This window comes from Hydrogenophaga sp., from assembly GCF_019635465.1.
Taxonomy (GTDB): Bacteria; Pseudomonadota; Gammaproteobacteria; order Burkholderiales; family Burkholderiaceae_C; genus Hydrogenophaga.
On record NZ_JAHBZK010000001.1, the window covers coordinates 157,158 to 173,073 of the forward strand.

Here is a 15,916-nt window from a genome sequence, read left to right on the forward strand (position 1 = left end):
TCAACCAACGCGCAACAGATTGGCCAGCTCGACCGCGGACTTCACGCCCATCTTGTCGAACACGCGCGAGCGGTGTACTTCCACCGTGCGCACGCTGATCTGCAGCTGATCGGCCACCAGCTTGTTGGGCAGACCGGCCACCACCAGGTTCATCACATCGCGCTCGCGCTCGGTGAGGCTGTCCAGGCGCTGCTGCAACCCGCGCTGCACCGCGCGCTGGGCCAGCTCCCCAGCCGACTGGCGCAAGGCCTGCTCGACACGATCAACCAGCGCGTTGTCGGAGAAGGGCTTCTCACAGAAGTCGAAGGCGCCGCGCTTGACCGCTGCCACCGCCGTGGGCACATCGGCATGGCCCGAGAGGAAGATGATGGGCATCGTGGCCTGCCAGGGCAGGGTGCGCAGCTGCTCGAACAAGGCCAGCCCGCTCATGCCCGGCATGCGCACATCCAGCAGCACGCAGCAAGGCGTCTGCGGCTCGCCGCGCACGACGGCGGCCTCGGCCAGAAAGGCCTCGGCGCTGTCGAACCCATCGCTGACCAGGCGGCGCGTGCGCAATAGCCAGGCCAGTGCGTCGCGCACGCCGGCGTCGTCGTCGACGAGGTAGATCTTCGCGTCGGGGAAATCGGTCATGCGCGAATGATAGGTGTCGCTCAGTGCGGCCTCAGGCAGCCGCAGCAGCAGCGCCTGCCTCTTGCGCCGACGTCACTGGCGCCTGGGCATCGACCGCCGGCAAGGTGAACGAGAAGCGCGTACCGCGCGGTGGCTCTGGCTCGTAAGACAGCGCACCGCCGTGCTGCTCAACCACGGTGCGGCACAGGCTCAGACCCAGACCCATGCCGTCGGCCTTGGTGGTGAAGAAGGGCGTGAACATGCGCTCGGCCACCTCGGGCGGTAGCCCCTGGCCATGGTCAATGACATCGAAGCGCACCCAGCCCGCTGCGGCCGCCTGCGGGCCGGGCGCCGGCGCCACGGCCACGCGCAGCGTGCGCAGGCCGCTGGCGGTGGGTGGGTCGCCCAGCGGCATGGCCTGCATGCCGTTGCGCGCCAGGTTGAGCAAGACCTGCTCGACCATGGTGCGGTCGCAGTGCACGTGGGGTGTGCCCGCCGCCACGTCCAGCACCAGCCGGATGCCCTGCTTCTTGGCCTGCAGCGACAGCAGGGTGGCGATGCCGTCGATGAGCTGCGAGGGCGCCACACTCTCGCGCACCTGGTCGCGACGTCGCACGAAGTCGGCCACGCTGCGGATGACGCGCCCGGCACGGTCGGCCTGCTCGGCGATGCGCCGGATCGCGCCTTCGATGTCGCTCGATGGCACGGCCGCATCGTGCTGCAGCAGGTTGAGGGTGCCGCTGGCGTAGCTGGCAATGGCCGCCAGCGGCTGGTTGAGTTCGTGGCTGATGAGCGTGGCCATCTCGCCCACCGTGGCCAGCCGGGCCGTGGCCTGCAGCTTGTCCTGCGAGGCCCGGTTGAGGTCTTCGACCCGGCGCTGTTCGGTGAGGTCGATGATGGCGCTCATGTAGCCGGTCTGCACGCCCTGAGCGTCGATCAGCGGGGCCTCGATGATGAGCACGGGAAAGCGCGTGCCGTCGCTGCGCTGGAACACCGACTCGTAGCCTTCGCGCGGCAGCGTCTGGCCAGCCAGGCGCACCGCCTGGCGCTGCTGGTACTCGTCAACCAGCTCAGGCGGCCACCACGGCGCGGGCAGACCGGTGCCCACGAGCTGCTCGGTACTCAGCCCCACCATCTGGCAGAACGCGGGATTCACATAAGTGATGCGCCCAGTCATGTCGCGCGCGCGCAAGCCGGTCACCAGCGAATCCTCCATCGCCTTGCGAAAGGCCAGCGCTTCGGCCGCACGCTGCTCGGCCCGCTGGCGCCGCCGCGTGTCGCGCGCCAGCAGGTACAGCACCACCAGCAGGGCCAGCGAAAGCGCACCCACCACCGCGGTGAGCACGTTGGGAAACAGGCCCATGGCGCGGCGCGGGCTTTCGATCTGCAACAGGAGCGTGTGGCCTGGCAGGTCGAGCAGGGCCTGCGAGCGCAGCGTGCGGCGCGGATCGTTGAGCATGCTGTGCACCGCCAGCCGTGTGCCATCGACCTCGATGAAGCTCAGCCCGCGACCGCGCTGCGCCGGCATGTCGGTGAGCTCGGACAGCATGCCCTGCAGCGAGTAGGTTGCAATCAGGTAGCCGCGCGGCTTGCCGGTTTCGGTGACGGGCAGGCACAGCTCCATGACCTCCATGCCGCGGCCGTCGCGCATGGGCCAGAAGTAGCTCGACGAATAGGCCGGGCCGGACTGGCGGCGCGCGACGTCGCAGGCCTGGCGCACCTCCGGCAGCGCCTGACCGCGCGGGAGCATGTCGAACACGTCGGGCGTGTAGGGCGAGAGCCGGTGGGTCAGCAAGCGCAGGTTGTTGTCGCGCCATTCCAGTCGCACGATTTCGCGGCGCTGGGTCAGCACCTCGGCGGCTGGCGCGTCCCAGCTGCGCGGCGACGGCGAGAACGCGTGCAGCGATTGCAGCGTCTGCACATTGCGCAGCAGACCGCTGCGGATCTCGCCGGCCACGGCCTGGGTGTCCTGATCGAGCGCCGCCTGGTCGCGGCCCACCTCGTACTCGGCGGCCAGAAACACCAGCACCGTGAGCAAGGCCCCCACCAGCAGCAGCAGGGCACCCCACAGGGGCCAGCGCGGTGATCGCATCAAGGCCTGCTCAAGCTATTTTCCAAGTGCGAACAGGCCCTAGCGCAAGACGCGGTGCTGCAGCGAGGGCAGTTGTTCGCGCACCTGTTTGACGCGGGCCATGTCGATATCGGCCAGCACCACGCCCGGGCCCTCGGCCTGCATGGCCAGCACCTGGCCCCAGGGGTCGATCACCATGCTGTGGCCCCAGGTGCGGCGGCCGTTCTCGTGCACGCCGCCCTGCGCGCTGGCGATGACGAAGGCCTGGTTTTCGATGGCGCGCGCGCGCAGCAACACCTCCCAGTGGGCCGAGCCGGTGGTGTAGGTGAACGCGGCCGGCACCAGCAGCACCTCGGCCGCCAGCGTCTGGTACAGCTCGGCAAAGCGCAGGTCGTAGCACACGCTTTGGCCGATGCGCCAGGACTGGCCGCTTTTGTCGCGCAAGGCAAAGCTGGTCGGGGTGTCGCCGGCCTTGAGCACCGCGGCTTCGTCGTAGCGTTCGCGGCCGTTGTCGTAGCGGAACAAATGGATCTTGTCGTAGCGGCTGATGCGCTGGCCCTTGGCATCGAAGGCCAGCGAGGCATTGGCCGCGTGACCCGGGTCTTCCGTGGCCATCGGCAAGGTGCCGCCCACCACGCACAGCTTGAGGTCGCGCGCCGCATCGCTGAGGAAGTCCTGGACCATGCCCAGGCCCTCGGTCTCGGCGATGACCAGCTTGTCTTCGTCCTTCATGCCCATGAAGCAGAAGTACTCGGGCAACACCGCCAGTTCGGCACCGCCGGCGGCGGCCAGGCGCAGCAGGCGCAGGGCTTCACTGAGGTTGGCGTCCAGGCTGATGCCCGAGACCATCTGGATGGCGGCGACTTTCATGGTGGGTTCCGTGGCAGCGTGCGGGACAAGGCGTTGGAGCTTACTACAGCGTCGGGCTCTGCGCAGGGGCCGGTGCCGAGCGCGCCACCTTGTCGACCTGCGGATCGCCCCATTTGCCGGTCACGCGAAATTCCTGCGTGGCCGCGCTCTGCAAAGGCTGGCGCAACAGGAACTGCGCCAGGAAGGTGCCGATGCCCACCGCCGGGTTGATGGCCGAGGCGATCAGCGAGGCGGTGCCGGCATTGAGCTCGGGCACCACCACCACCTTCAGGTCCTGCGTCTCCTGGCCCAGGTCGGCCGAGCCCTCCAGCAGCACCGCGGCGTTGACGCCCTTCATCTGCAGGTTGTTGGTCGAGACCACGCCGGATTCGATGGCAGCGTCACCGCGTACAAAGTCGAAGGCAAAGCCCTCTGAGAACACATCGCGAAAGTCCAGCGTAAGCCGCCTGGGCAACGCCTGCAGGCTCAGCACGCCGAGCAGGCGACCGGCACCCGGCTCGGCCTTGAGAAACTGCCCGCGTTCGAGATCGAGGTGCAACTGACCGCTGAGGGAGGCGTGGTCGAACGACATGGGTGTGCCCAGCCAGCCAATCGTGCCCTCCAGGCGACCGCGGCCGCCCCGCACCAGGCCCGTGGCGCCGAAACGCTCCAGCAAGGCACCGCTGTCCTGCAGCGCCAGCTTGAACTGCAGGGCGGTGCGGCGCTGGGCGGCGGCTGTCGGGCCATCGCTTTGTGCGCCCACCGGCGCCCAATTGCCACTGGCGGTGAGCTGCGCCTCCGGCAAGGTGGCGCGCAGCGCGTTCAGACGCCACTCCCCCACCCGCGTGGGACCGCCGCGGTTGACGGCGTCGATCTCCACGCGGCCCAGCGAGCGTTCACCCCAGCGCAACTCGTCGACCGCGATGTCCAGTGCGGGCACGCTGGAGGGTTGCTGCAGCAGCCGATCGACCTCGCGCGGGGCGGTGGGCGACAGGCTCAGGCGGGCCAGGCGCGCGTACACGCTGCCGGCACCCGAGCCACTGGCGGGGCGGAATTCGACGTAGCCATTGAGCTCGTCCGCATCGACACTGGCGCGCCACACGCTGCCCAGGCGCGACGCGCCCAGCAACAGGCGATGAAAGCGCCGCCCCTCGACCACCAGCCCGTCGGCTTGCAGGCTCACGCGCGAAGGCATCAGTGCGTCCATGGCGGCGTCGGCCCCCGACGACTGGGACAGCAAGCGCTGCCAGGCGTCCACATCGAGTTCGCCCACCCGGGCCTGCAGCACCACGCCCTGATCGGGCAATCGGTCGCGCTCGCCCACCGGCAGGCCAACGGCGACGCTGCCGCGCGCAGGGCCGCTGCCTTCCAGCGGTCGCTCCAGCAGCAGGTCGATCACCTGCGCCGTGCTCGGGCCCACGGTGAGCGACACGCGCTGCTGCGCGGCGCGCCCGCCCGACGCGGCCTGCAGCGCGCTGTCCCATCGCATGGGCCAGATCGCCTCGGGCGCCTTGTTCAAGGGCGCTGGCAGGTCCAGCCCCATGCCCTGCAGCGAACTGGTGATGCGCAGGTCGGGCACCGGGCCGCGAAAGCCGAGTTGCGCGGTGTAGGCGGTTGACCCGCTCAAACGGGCCAGCCAGGGGGCGGCCTTGGCGCCCGGCCCGTCGCGAAGGCCGTCGCGCAGACCGGCTGCGGTGGCAACGCCCTGGCCGCGAAACTGCACCAGCGCCCGCCCGTCGGCATCGGGGCGCAGGCTGCCATCAAACAGCAGCTCGCCGCCATAGACCTGGGCGCGCGCGCCGGTGAACGCGAAGCCGGCTTCGGTGAAGGACAGGGTGCCGCGCGTTTTGCCCAGCAAAGGCGACGACGGCGCAATGCGCAGGTCGGTGCCGTCCAGGTGCACCTGACCCCGCACCTGCGATTTGGGCAGGTCCTCCAGGGGCAGCTCCAGCGACAGGTCCACGCTGGCCGGCCCGCTGGCCACCGCTTCGCTCAGCGCGCCCGCGGTCCACACATTGAGCGGTGTGCGCTGCACATGGCCCAGCAGCGCGGCGGCGGGGCCACTGGCCTTCAGGCCGACCTTCACCACCGGGGCGTGGGCGAGGTCCGCAATGGTCACCGAGCCTTGCTCGATGCGAACGCCCGCTGCGTTGGCCAGACCACCCGCCACATCGCTCACATGCATCGCGCCGCGGTCCAGCTCGAAGCGGGCGGTGGCGCCGCGCACGCCGGGCCACGGCAGATCGCCCGGGCGCGGCAGAAACGCGGGCAGGTGATCGAAGTCGACCCCTTCGAGCTGCGCCGCAATGCGGAACACGCCGTCGGCGTTCTGCGGCTGGTCGAACGGCATGTCCCAGAGATCGCCCTGGATGCGCACGCTGGCCTGGCGCGAGGTGCCGGCCAGCACCGCATCGCGCACGTACTGGCGCGCGTGTTCGTTGACCACCAGCGGCAGGTACCGGTGCACCGCCGTGCCATTGGCCCGGGTGAGCTGACCCGTGAGATCAAGCACCCCCGGAAACCGTGCGTGCGAGGAGCTCTTGCCGGGGTCGGCCGTGTGCCAGCTGCCGCGCGCACTGCCTTCGGTGTCGGCGTTGGCGAAGCTGGCGTCGTCCAGATCCACCTTCACCTGCTCGCCGTCGATGCGCCAGCGAAACCGGGCGTCAAAGCGGTCAAAAGCAATGCGCGATTGCTCGAACACATCGGGGAAGTCCAGCACTCCATCGCGCAGCGCCACCTGGGCGCTGCCGCCGTTCTGGTCCAGGTCGAAATCGATGTTGCCGCCTTCGATGCCTGGGCGCCCGGGCAGCGGAAAGCGCCCGCTGATGGACATGCGTCCGCTTGGCTCGCCCTTGAGCACCAGGCCGGTGACACGGCCCTTGGCGCGGGCCACCACACGCTCGGCCAGCGGGCCGCTGCCGCGGGCCTGCCACAGCAGGTCCAGGGCCTCGAGCCGGCCCCTCGGCTGCAGGCGGGTCAGCCAGCCGCGCGCCTCGGCGGGCAGGGGCAGGCGCTCGGCCAGGGCCGACAGGGTGGCCAGCTCGACGCCTTGCGCTTTCACCGCCGTGCGAGGCCCCTGGCGCTCGCGCGCATACAGATGTTCGATGGCGACCTGCGCGCCCACCCAGTCCAGCCCCTCGGTTGTGCGAAACGCGAGCCGATCGGTGCTGGCCTGCCAGCCGCTGGCCGAGCGCGACGCCTCCAGGCGCCCGTTCACGTACTGCAAAGCCATCGCGGGCAGATCGGCGCCCAGCTGCAGGTCAACGTCGCTCAGCGCGGCATCCAGCGTGAGGCCGTCGACCATGCCGTCGCGCACCCGCGCCCAGGCCCGCAGCGCGCCCTGGCCACTGCGCACCTGCACGCCCCATTCGCTCAGGTCGACGCGCTGGCGCAGTTGCGCCACGTCCACCCGCTCGAAGCCGGCAAACAGCTCGCCGCTCCAGTCGTCCCAGGGGTTGGCGTCGGGCGCGGCAGTGGGCAGGCGCAGCAAGGGTTCGCTCAGCTGGGCGCGCAGCGTGAAGCGATCGCCCCACTGCGCAGGCGGGGTCGCGTCCAGGCGCAACTGGTGCGAGCGCGCGCCGTTGCGCACGATGACATCGAGCTGGCTCAAGGCCAGCGGCGGCAGGTCGCGCAGTTCGTCGTGCCAGCGCACCGCTCCGCCCCGGATTTCGATGCTGCTCTGATCGAAGAACCAGCGTGCGGCCGAGCCGTCACCGTCGGCCCCACTGGTCACGTCGATGCCAGCCACCTCGATGTGGCCGTCGCTGCGCCGGCGCACGTCGAGCACCGGCTGGTCGATGCGGACGGATTCAAAGGCGCCGCGCCAGAGCGAGGCCACCGAGACCGACGCCTTGACCAGGGGCAAGCGCAAGGCCTCGCCGCCGCTGGCGTCGAGCAGCTGCACCTGGTCGAATTCAAAGCTGGGCACCAGGGGTGGCAGCACGCGGTCGGCGGCCTTGACCGCCCGGATGGCGCCGATGCGAACCTCTACCCCGACCGCCTCGCTGGCCCATCGCTGCAGCTCGGGGCGCCAGTTTTCGATCCGCGGCACAATCCACGCCTGCAAAACGAACCAGCTCAGGATGAAGATGCCCCAGAGCCCGGCGAGCAGCCACAGCAGCACGCGCAGTCCACGGGCCCACAGCCGCAACCCGCGGCCGGCCGAAGCACTGCCAGCGTCGCTACTGCCACGGTGTGGTCGGGATCGCATCATGTCCATCGCGAATTATGACGAGGCATCCTGTGCCAGGTTCCTGACGGGATGAGCCACGCGTGTCAACGAATGTGAACACCCCTGCGCAGACAGCGGCGATCAACGCCGACGCCACCCACTCGCGCTTCGTGCAGCGCGTGCGCCGCCGCTACGCCGACGAACTGACCTGCCTGCCACCGGGAGCGCTCGACAAGGACGGCATGCGCCTGGGCTTGCGAGCCTTGCAGGCACGTGGGCTGGCGCTGCCGGCGGCACTGCGTGTGCTGCGCCATGCCGTGCTGGAACGCCTGGTGGTGCTCGACACCGAGCAGCAGGCACCTCTGACCGACGTGACGCACGCGGTGACCTGGCTGGCCGAGCTGGCGCTGGACGAGGCCTGCCAGCTGGCCTGCAGCGAACTGGATGGTCTGCACGGCGCGCCCATGCGCGACGACGGCCGCGGCCGCGCCCAGCTGTGGGTGATCGGCATGGGCAAGCTGGGCGCGCGCGAGCTCAATGTCTCCAGCGACATCGACCTCATCTACATCTACGACCACGACGGCGAGACCGCCGGCAATGCCGACGGGCGCGGGCGCATCAGCAACCACGAGTACTTCGCCAAGGCGGTCAAGCACATCTACCAGACCGTGGGCGACACGACCGAACACGGTTGCGTGTTCCGCGTGGACCTGGCCTTGCGTCCCAACGGCAACTCGGGCCCGAGCGTGGTCTCTCTGGGTGCGCTGGAGGAGTACTTTCTGGTACAAGGCCGCGAGTGGGAGCGCTTTGCCTGGCTCAAGAGCCGCGTGATCGCGCCGGATTCGGTGCGGGGCACGCCCGGCATGCAGGCCCTGCGCGGCACCGTGTTGCCCTTCGTGTTTCGCCGCTATCTGGACTACGGCGTGTTCGAAGCATTGCGCGTGCTGCACCGCCAGATCCGCGACCACGCCTCCAAACGAGCCGCGGGCAACCCCGGGCGGGCCAACGACGTCAAGCTCTCTCGCGGCGGCATTCGCGAGATCGAATTCACCGTGCAGTTGCTGCAGGTGGTGCGCGGGGGGCAGTTCCCCGAGCTGCGCACGCGCTCCACACTGGACGCCTTGCAGCGCGTGGCGCGCGCCGGTCTCATGCCGGCCGACAAGGCGGATGCGCTGGCGCGCGCCTACACCTTCCTGCGCCAGGTCGAGCACCGCATCCAGTACCTGGACGATCAGCAGACCCATGTGATGCCCGAGCGCGACGACGATCTGGCCTGGATCGCCGCCACCATGGGTTTTGCCAACACCTGCGCTTTCCTGCACGCGCTCGACGCGCACCGCGAGACAGTGGCCGAAGAGTTCGACATCCTGCTGGGGGGCTCGCAGGGCGGGTGCAAGGGCAAAGGCTGCCAGGTCGGTGCGCCGCGCAGCGCCAGCGACGACCTCAACGCCGTGCTGCCGCAATTGCCGCCGGCCTTTGCCGAGCGGGTGCAGCAGTGGCGCGAGCACCCGCGTGTGCAGGCGCTGCGCGAGGACACACGGCTGCGGCTGGTGCGCCTGGTGCAGCGCACCGGCGCCTGGATCGACGAAGGCCGGGTCAGCGAACTCGCGGCGCTGCGCATGACCGACTGGATGGAGCCGCTGCTGCGCCGCGAGAGCTACCTTGCGCTGCTACAGGAGCGCCCCTCGGTGCACGAGCGGCTGCTTCGCCTGCTGGGCGCGGCCAAATGGCCGGCGCGTTACCTGATCCAGCACCCCGGGGTGATCGACGAGCTGGCCAGCCAGCAACTGCTGGCCGAACGCTTCGACGCCGCCAGCTTCGAGGCCGAGTGCGAAGCCCGGCGCGCTTCGCTGCGCACCACCGGCGAGGACGACGAAGAAGCCCTGCTCAACCTGCTGCGCCGCGCCCACCACGCCGAGGTGTTCCGCACCCTGGCGCGCGACGTCGAGGGCGTTCTCAGCGTGGAGCAGGTGGCCGACGACCTGTCGGCGCTGGCCGATGCGGTGTTGCGCCTGACCGCGCGCTGGTGCTGGGCCCGCCTCAAGACGCGCCACCGCGACGTGCCCGCGTTCGCCATCGTCGGCTACGGCAAGCTCGGCGGCAAGGAGCTCGGCTACGGCAGCGACCTGGACATCGTCTTCGTCTACGAGGACGAGCACGAAAGCGCTGGCGAGATCTACGCCGCCTTCGTGCGCAAGATGATCAACTGGCTCACCGTGAAGACCGGCGAAGGCGATCTGTTCGAGATCGACACCGCGCTGCGGCCCAACGGGAATTCGGGCCTGCTGGTGACCAGCTTCGCCGCCTACGCGAGCTACCAGACCCAGCGCGGCAGCAATGCCGCCTGGACCTGGGAACACCAGGCCATGACGCGCGCGCGCTTCGTGCTGGGCAGCGCGGCGCTGGCGGGCCGCTTCGACGCCGTGCGCGAGGCCGTCATCACCGCACCGCGCGAAGCCGACGCGCTGGCGCGCGAGATCGTGGCCATGCGCGAGAAGGTGCGCGCCGCGCACCCGGTGCGTGGCGGCCGTTTCGACGTCAAACACAGCGCCGGCGGCATGGTCGACGTGGAGTTCGTGATGCAGTACCTGGTGCTGCTGCACTCGCGCGCGCACCCCGAACTGCGCGCCAACACCGGCAACATCAACCTGCTGCGCCGCGCCGAACGGGCCGGCCTGCTGTTGCCCGGCATGGGCGAAGCGGCCGCCAAGGCCTACCGGCGCCTGCGCCAGATCCAGCACCGGGCGCGGCTGGATGAATCGCCCACGCAGGTCGAACCCGACGAGGTGCGCGAGGAAGCCACCGCGGTACAGCAACTCTGGGCGCACGTGCTCGGCTCGGCCCAGCGGCCATGAAGGGTTCGCGCACCTGGCTGGTGTTGTGCGCAGTACATGGCGTGCTCAGCATGCTGCTGTGGTGGGCACGCGAACCGGTGGTGCAACTGCTGATCTGGCGCGCCGACGGCTGGCTTCTCCAACCCTGGACGCTGCTCACCAGTGCCTGGGTCCACCTGAGCACGCCGCACCTGATCGGCAACCAGCTGGCACTGGGCGCGCTGACCGCGGCCGGTTGGGTCTTGCGCCCACCGACCTCGGCCACCTGGGCCTGGGGGCTGAGCTGGCCGCTCACCCAATTGAGCCTGGACCTGTGGCCCCAGGTGGGCTACGCGGTCGGTCTGTCGGGCGTGCTGCACGCCGGCCTGATGGTGCTGGCCATGCACCTGCTGCTGGGGCCGATGCCACGCCCGCTGCGCACCTGGGGCGCGGGCCTGGCGCTGGGCGTGCTGGTCAAGCTGTTCATCGAACACGCCTGGGGGCAGCCCGTGGTGTGGGACCCCAGCGACGAGATGTCCATTGTTCAGGCCGCCCACCTCAGTGGCGCCTTCTGGGGCGCAATGCTGGGCGCGCTCAGCGCCCTGCGCGCCTGGCGTCAGCCCGCCTCAAGCAGCTGAGGGTACGGCCGGGCCGGCGCCGCTGGCCAGCGATTTGCGGAAGCGGTTGAGCTCCTGCACCGACTTGAAGCTGCTGTCCATCAACAGGCTCAGGTTGTGCAGGATGCGGTCGACCACCTTGCCTTCCCACACGGCATCAAACGCAATCTGCTTGTCCAGCCAGTGCTCCAGCCATTCCGGATTGGGCAGGCGGCTCTGGATCGTGTCCTTGGGGAACAAGGCCTTGTTCACGTGCAGGTTGGTCGGGTGCAGGGCCTGGGCGGTGCGCCGCGCACTGGCCATCAGCACGCCCACCTTGGCAAAGGCCGAGCGCGCTTCGTTGCCGAAGCGGCCGATGGCGCGCTTCATGTAGCGCAGGTAGGCGCCGCCATGGCGTGCCTCGTCCTGGCTGAGCGTGGTGTAAATGTGCTTGATGACCGGCTCGGTGTGCCACTCGGACGCGCGGCGGTACCAGTGGTTGAGGCGGATCTCGCCGCAGAAATGCAGCATCAGCGTCTCCAGCGCCGGCGCCGGATCGAACTCGAAGCGGATGTCGTGCAGCTCCTGCTCGCTGGGCACCAGGTCGGGGCGGAAGCGCTTGAGGTATTCCATCAGCACCAGCGAATGCTTCTGCTCTTCAAAGAACCAGATCGACATGAAGGCAGAAAAGTCAGAGTCGTCGCGGTTGTCGCGCAGGAACATTTCGGTGGCCGGCAGCGCCGCCCACTCGGTGATGGCGTTCATCTTGATGGTCTGCGCCTGCTCATCGGAAAGCTTGCTGCCGTCAAAACTGGCCCAGGGAATGTCCTTTTCCATGTCCCAGCGGACGGACTCGAGTTGCTTGAAGAGTTCGGGGTAGAGCATGGTCATCTCGACGGGGCACCGGGGAAAGAGCGCGACATTGTAGGCGGGGGCCCTGACGCCACAGGTCGCTTGGCCGTCGGCAACGTGAAGCCTGTCCCCATGGGACCGCCTTTCGGCGACTGGCCGGCAGCATGATCGGGCGTAAAACAGCTTGCCCAGATCAAATCTATACCGTACAGTTCAGAACTGTGACCAAGCAGTTCAAGTTAGTCAAGCACGGACCCACCGACCATGATCGCCCTCGGGAACTTCTCCCCTGACGCCCGCCTCACAAACTCCGGTTGCGTGAGGGAATCACTGTCCAACCCCCGTTTTCTGCTGCGAAGTCTCTCGGGCCGTCATGGTCTGACTGCAATCCCGGGGCGCTTCTCCTCCTCCTCCCTCCCTCCCTTGTTCGTTTCGGGGCGCTTCGCAGCAATTTCTTCTTTACGCCGCCGGCCGCAGCCGGTGGCGCAGGCCTGAGGGACCGCCATGCGCGCGGACCCCATCCCCTCCTCCCTGGGCGCCCGTGGCGCCGGCACGCAGCGCCGCGTGGCGGTCATTGGTGCCGGCATTGCCGGTCTGGCGGCGGCCCGCACCCTGCAGGGGCTGACTGACGTCACGTTGTATGAAGCCGGCGACTGGTTCGGCGGACACGCCCACACGGTCGACGTCACCTTGCCCGGCACCGACGGCCAGCCCTCGACCTTCGGGGTCGACACCGGCTTCCTGGTGCTCAACGAGCGCACCTACCCCAACTTGCTGGCCTTGTTTGCCGAGCTCGATGTGCCGCTGGCGGGTTCGGACATGTCCTTTTCCGCCCAGGTGCCGCAGGCTGGCCCTGGCGGCGGCATGCTCGAGTGGAGCGGCACCAGCCTGTCCACCGTGTTCTCGCAACGCCGCAATCTGGCCCGACCGGCCTTCTGGGGCATGCTGGGCGACATCCTGCGCTTCAACCGGCTGTGCACCCGCCTGGCCGAACGCGGCGATGACCTGCACCCGGACAGCCCGCTGCTGCAGCCGCTGGACGACTTCCTGCGCCAGCACCGGTTCGGCGCGGCATTTCGCGACTGGTACCTGCTGCCCATGCTGGGTTGCATCTGGAGCTGCCCCACCGACCAGATGCTGCGCTTCCCGGTCGCCACGCTGGTGCGCTTCTGTCACAACCACGGCCTCATCCAGGTGAGTGGGCGACCGCGCTGGTTCACCGTGGCCGGCGGCGCGCGCCAGTACGTGCAGAAGATCATCGACGCCCTGCCGGACACACGACTGGCCACGCCGGTGCGCCAGATCGTGCGCGATGCGAGCGGCGTGCGCGTGGTCACCGACAGCCAGGTCGAACGCTTCGATGCGGTGGTGCTCGCCTGCCACACCGACCAGGCACTGCGCCTGCTCGGCGGCGAGGCCTCTGCCGACGAGCGTGAGCTGCTGGGTGCCATCCGCTACCAGGCCAACCGCGCCGTGCTGCACACCGATGCCGCTGTCCTGCCCACCCAGGAGCGCGCCTGGGCAGCCTGGAACTACGAGCGCGGACCTCAGCCCGACGCGGGCGGGGCGCAGGTCTGCCTGCACTACCTGCTCAACAAGCTGCAACCTTTGCCGACGCCCCAGCCGGTGGTGGTGAGCCTCAACCCCATCCGCGCCATCGACCCCGCCAGTGTGTTGGGCGAATGGGACTACGACCACCCCGTGTTCGACCTCGACGCCATCCGTGCACAGACGCGCCTGCCGGCCATCCAGGGGCGGCTCAACACCTGGTACGCCGGCGCCTGGTGTGGCTACGGCTTTCACGAAGACGGCCTCAAGGCCGGGCTGTCGGCGGCGCGCGGCCTGCTCGACCAATGGGCACTGACCGACAACAGCGGCGCCGTCCACGCCCTGCCAGGAGTGCTGGCGTGAATGAGGCGAAGGCGCTGATCGGCTTCGGCCAGGTGCGCCACAGCCGTACGCGCCCGCGTGCGCACGCCTTCAGCTACCCCACGTTTTTCCTGATGCTGCCGCTGCGCGCGCTCAAGGAGCGCCCGTCGGCGGCCGTGGCACGCAACCGCAAAGCCTGGCTGAGCTTTCACGATCGCGACCACGGCGATGGTCGCGACGACTGCCTGCAGTGGCTCGACGAGGTACTGCATCGGCATGGCATCGACGACGCCACCGGCGAGATCTGGTTGCACACCTACCCACGCCTGCTGGGCTACGTCTTCAAGCCGGTGAGCTTCTGGTACTGCCACCGCGCCGACGGTTCGCTGCGGGCCGTCATCGCCGAGGTCAACAACACCTTCGGCGAGCGCCATTGCTACCTGCTCGATGCGCCCCGCTACGGCGTGCCCTGCGAAGCCGACAAAGTGTTCCACGTCTCGCCGTTCTGCCCGGTGCGCGGGCGCTACCGCTTCGTCTTCATGCGCACGCAGGGCGAAGTCCCCCGCACCGTGATGCGCATCGACTACCACGACGACCCTGCGCAACCAATGCCACTGCTCAACACCAGCGTCAGCGGCACGCTGGTGCCGCTCGACAACGCCAGTCGGCGCCGCGCGCTGTTCACGCAACCGCTGATGACCCTGGCCGTGATCGCGCGCATCCACTGGCAGGCCCTGCGCCTGTGGGTCAAGCGCACGCCGTTCTTTCGTCAGCCCGCTGCCCCGACGGCACTGGTCACGGCCACACCGATGGCGGCCAGCTCCTTGAACCCCACCTCGACCCAAGGCGACCCATGAGCCACTCCAGCACCGTCGCACGACCCGCCCCCGCGGTGTCCCTGCCACCCCAAGCCCCGGCCGCAGCGCGGCAGATGCTGCGTCTGTTGCAACGGCTGCGCCACGGCAGCCTCAGCCTCACGCTGCCCGATGGCTCGGTGCAGCGCTTCGGTGGCGAGGACGCGCCGCACGCCAGCCTGTGGCTGCACAACTGGAAGGTCTGTACGGCGGTGCTCAAGTCGGGTGACATCGGTTTTGCCGAGGGCTACATCGCGGGCGACTGGAGCACACCCAACCTCACCGTGCTTATCGACCTCATGCTGCGCAACCGACGCGAGGTGGAAGAAGCCATCCACGGCAGCTGGCTGGGTCGCCTGGCTTATCGGCTGCGCCACCTGCTCAACCACAACAGCAAGGCCAACAGCCGGCGCAACATCCACGCCCACTACGACCTGGGCAACGCCTTCTACCGGCTCTGGCTCGACGAGACGATGAACTACTCGTCGGCCTGGTTCGAGACGCCCGGGCTCAGCATGGTGCAGGCCCAGCACGCCAAGGTGCGCCGAGCGCTGCGCATGGCCGGCGTGCAACCGGGCCACCGCGTGCTGGAGATCGGCTGCGGCTGGGGTGCGCTGGCCGAGAAGGCCCTGCTGGAGTTCGACGCCAGTGTGGTGGGCGTGACCCTGTCCACCGAGCAGCTCGCCTTCGCCCGCGCGCGCATGCAGGCCCTGATGACCGGCGATCGCGCCGACCTGCGATTGCAGGATTACCGCGACATCGACGATGCGCCCTTCGATGCCATCTGCTCGATCGAAATGGTCGAGGCCGTGGGCCGCCACTACTGGCCCACCTACTTCCAGACCGTGGCGCGACTGCTCAAACCCGGCGGGCGCGCCTGCATCCAGAGCATCGTGATCCGCGACGATCTGTTCGAGCGTTACATCCGCGGCACCGACTTCATCCAGCAGTACATCTTTCCCGGCGGCTGCCTGCCCAGCCCCCGCGTCTTTCGGGAACAGGCCGAGCGAGCAGGCCTGGTGGTGGAAGACAGCTTCGCCTTCGGCGCCGACTACGCACGCACCCTGGCCGACTGGCGCGAGCGCTTTCTGGCTGCACGCGATGAGGTGCTGGCGCAGGGCTTCGACGAACGCTTCCTGCGCATCTGGGAGTTCTACCTCGCCTACTGCGAGGCGGCCTTCAACGATGGCAGCACCGACGTCGTGCAGTTCACGCTGCGCAAGCCGGACTGA

Annotated in this window: 10 protein-coding genes; 5 read left to right on the plus strand and 5 right to left on the minus strand. The window is 69.1% G+C overall.

The window, feature by feature from the left end:
- The 4 genes from KF871_RS00860 to KF871_RS00875 are packed head-to-tail and all read right to left on the minus strand — an operon-like array spanning position 1 to position 7,742.
- Positions 1-630 (minus strand): response regulator, encoded by a 630-nt coding sequence (locus KF871_RS00860; RefSeq protein WP_291136894.1) that lies wholly within the window; start codon positions 628-630, stop codon positions 1-3.
- A 31-nt stretch (positions 631-661) separates the two neighbouring features.
- Positions 662-2,701 carry an ATP-binding protein gene (locus KF871_RS00865; protein WP_291137386.1) on the minus strand — a complete coding sequence of 680 codons (2,040 nt, stop codon included), beginning with the start codon at positions 2,699-2,701 and terminating at the stop codon, positions 662-664.
- Between the two features lie 39 nt (positions 2,702-2,740).
- On the minus strand, positions 2,741-3,550 hold the full coding sequence (locus KF871_RS00870) for a carbon-nitrogen hydrolase family protein (RefSeq protein ID WP_291136897.1): 810 nt from the start codon (positions 3,548-3,550) through the stop codon (positions 2,741-2,743).
- 43 nt (positions 3,551-3,593) lie between these two features.
- A complete protein-coding gene (locus tag KF871_RS00875; protein ID WP_291136900.1) occupies positions 3,594-7,742 on the minus strand; it encodes a YhdP family protein in 4,149 nt (1,382 codons plus the stop codon).
- A 59-nt stretch (positions 7,743-7,801) separates the two neighbouring features.
- On the opposite strand from KF871_RS00875, the gene glnE reads away from it, so the two are divergent.
- Positions 7,802-10,555, plus strand: a complete 2,754-nt coding sequence (gene glnE / locus KF871_RS00880) for a bifunctional [glutamate--ammonia ligase]-adenylyl-L-tyrosine phosphorylase/[glutamate--ammonia-ligase] adenylyltransferase (RefSeq protein WP_291136903.1) — start codon at positions 7,802-7,804, stop codon at positions 10,553-10,555.
- Positions 10,552-11,151: a rhomboid family intramembrane serine protease gene (locus tag KF871_RS00885; RefSeq protein ID WP_291136905.1), complete on the plus strand. Its 600-nt coding sequence runs from the start codon at positions 10,552-10,554 to the stop codon at positions 11,149-11,151. Before glnE ends, KF871_RS00885 begins: the two co-directional genes overlap by 4 nt.
- Here the strand turns inward: KF871_RS00885 and KF871_RS00890 are convergent.
- Positions 11,140-11,994: a ferritin-like domain-containing protein gene (locus tag KF871_RS00890; RefSeq protein ID WP_291136907.1), complete on the minus strand. Its 855-nt coding sequence runs from the start codon at positions 11,992-11,994 to the stop codon at positions 11,140-11,142. The two genes, KF871_RS00885 and KF871_RS00890, sit on opposite strands and share 12 nt — an antisense overlap.
- A 471-nt stretch (positions 11,995-12,465) precedes the next feature.
- Between KF871_RS00890 and KF871_RS00895 the strand changes: the two genes are divergently transcribed.
- From KF871_RS00895 to KF871_RS00905, 3 genes are read left to right on the plus strand one after another with little or no spacing between them, the layout of a single operon-like run.
- Positions 12,466-13,872: an NAD(P)/FAD-dependent oxidoreductase gene (locus KF871_RS00895; RefSeq protein ID WP_291136910.1), complete on the plus strand. Its 1,407-nt coding sequence runs from the start codon at positions 12,466-12,468 to the stop codon at positions 13,870-13,872.
- Positions 13,869-14,687 carry a DUF1365 domain-containing protein gene (locus KF871_RS00900; RefSeq protein ID WP_291136913.1) on the plus strand — a complete coding sequence of 273 codons (819 nt, stop codon included), beginning with the start codon at positions 13,869-13,871 and terminating at the stop codon, positions 14,685-14,687. The genes KF871_RS00895 and KF871_RS00900 overlap by 4 nt, the downstream gene beginning before the upstream one ends.
- The gene (locus tag KF871_RS00905) at positions 14,684-15,916 is read left to right on the plus strand and encodes a cyclopropane-fatty-acyl-phospholipid synthase family protein (RefSeq protein ID WP_291136916.1); all 1,233 of its coding nucleotides are present in this window, start codon (positions 14,684-14,686) and stop codon (positions 15,914-15,916) included. Before KF871_RS00900 ends, KF871_RS00905 begins: the two co-directional genes overlap by 4 nt.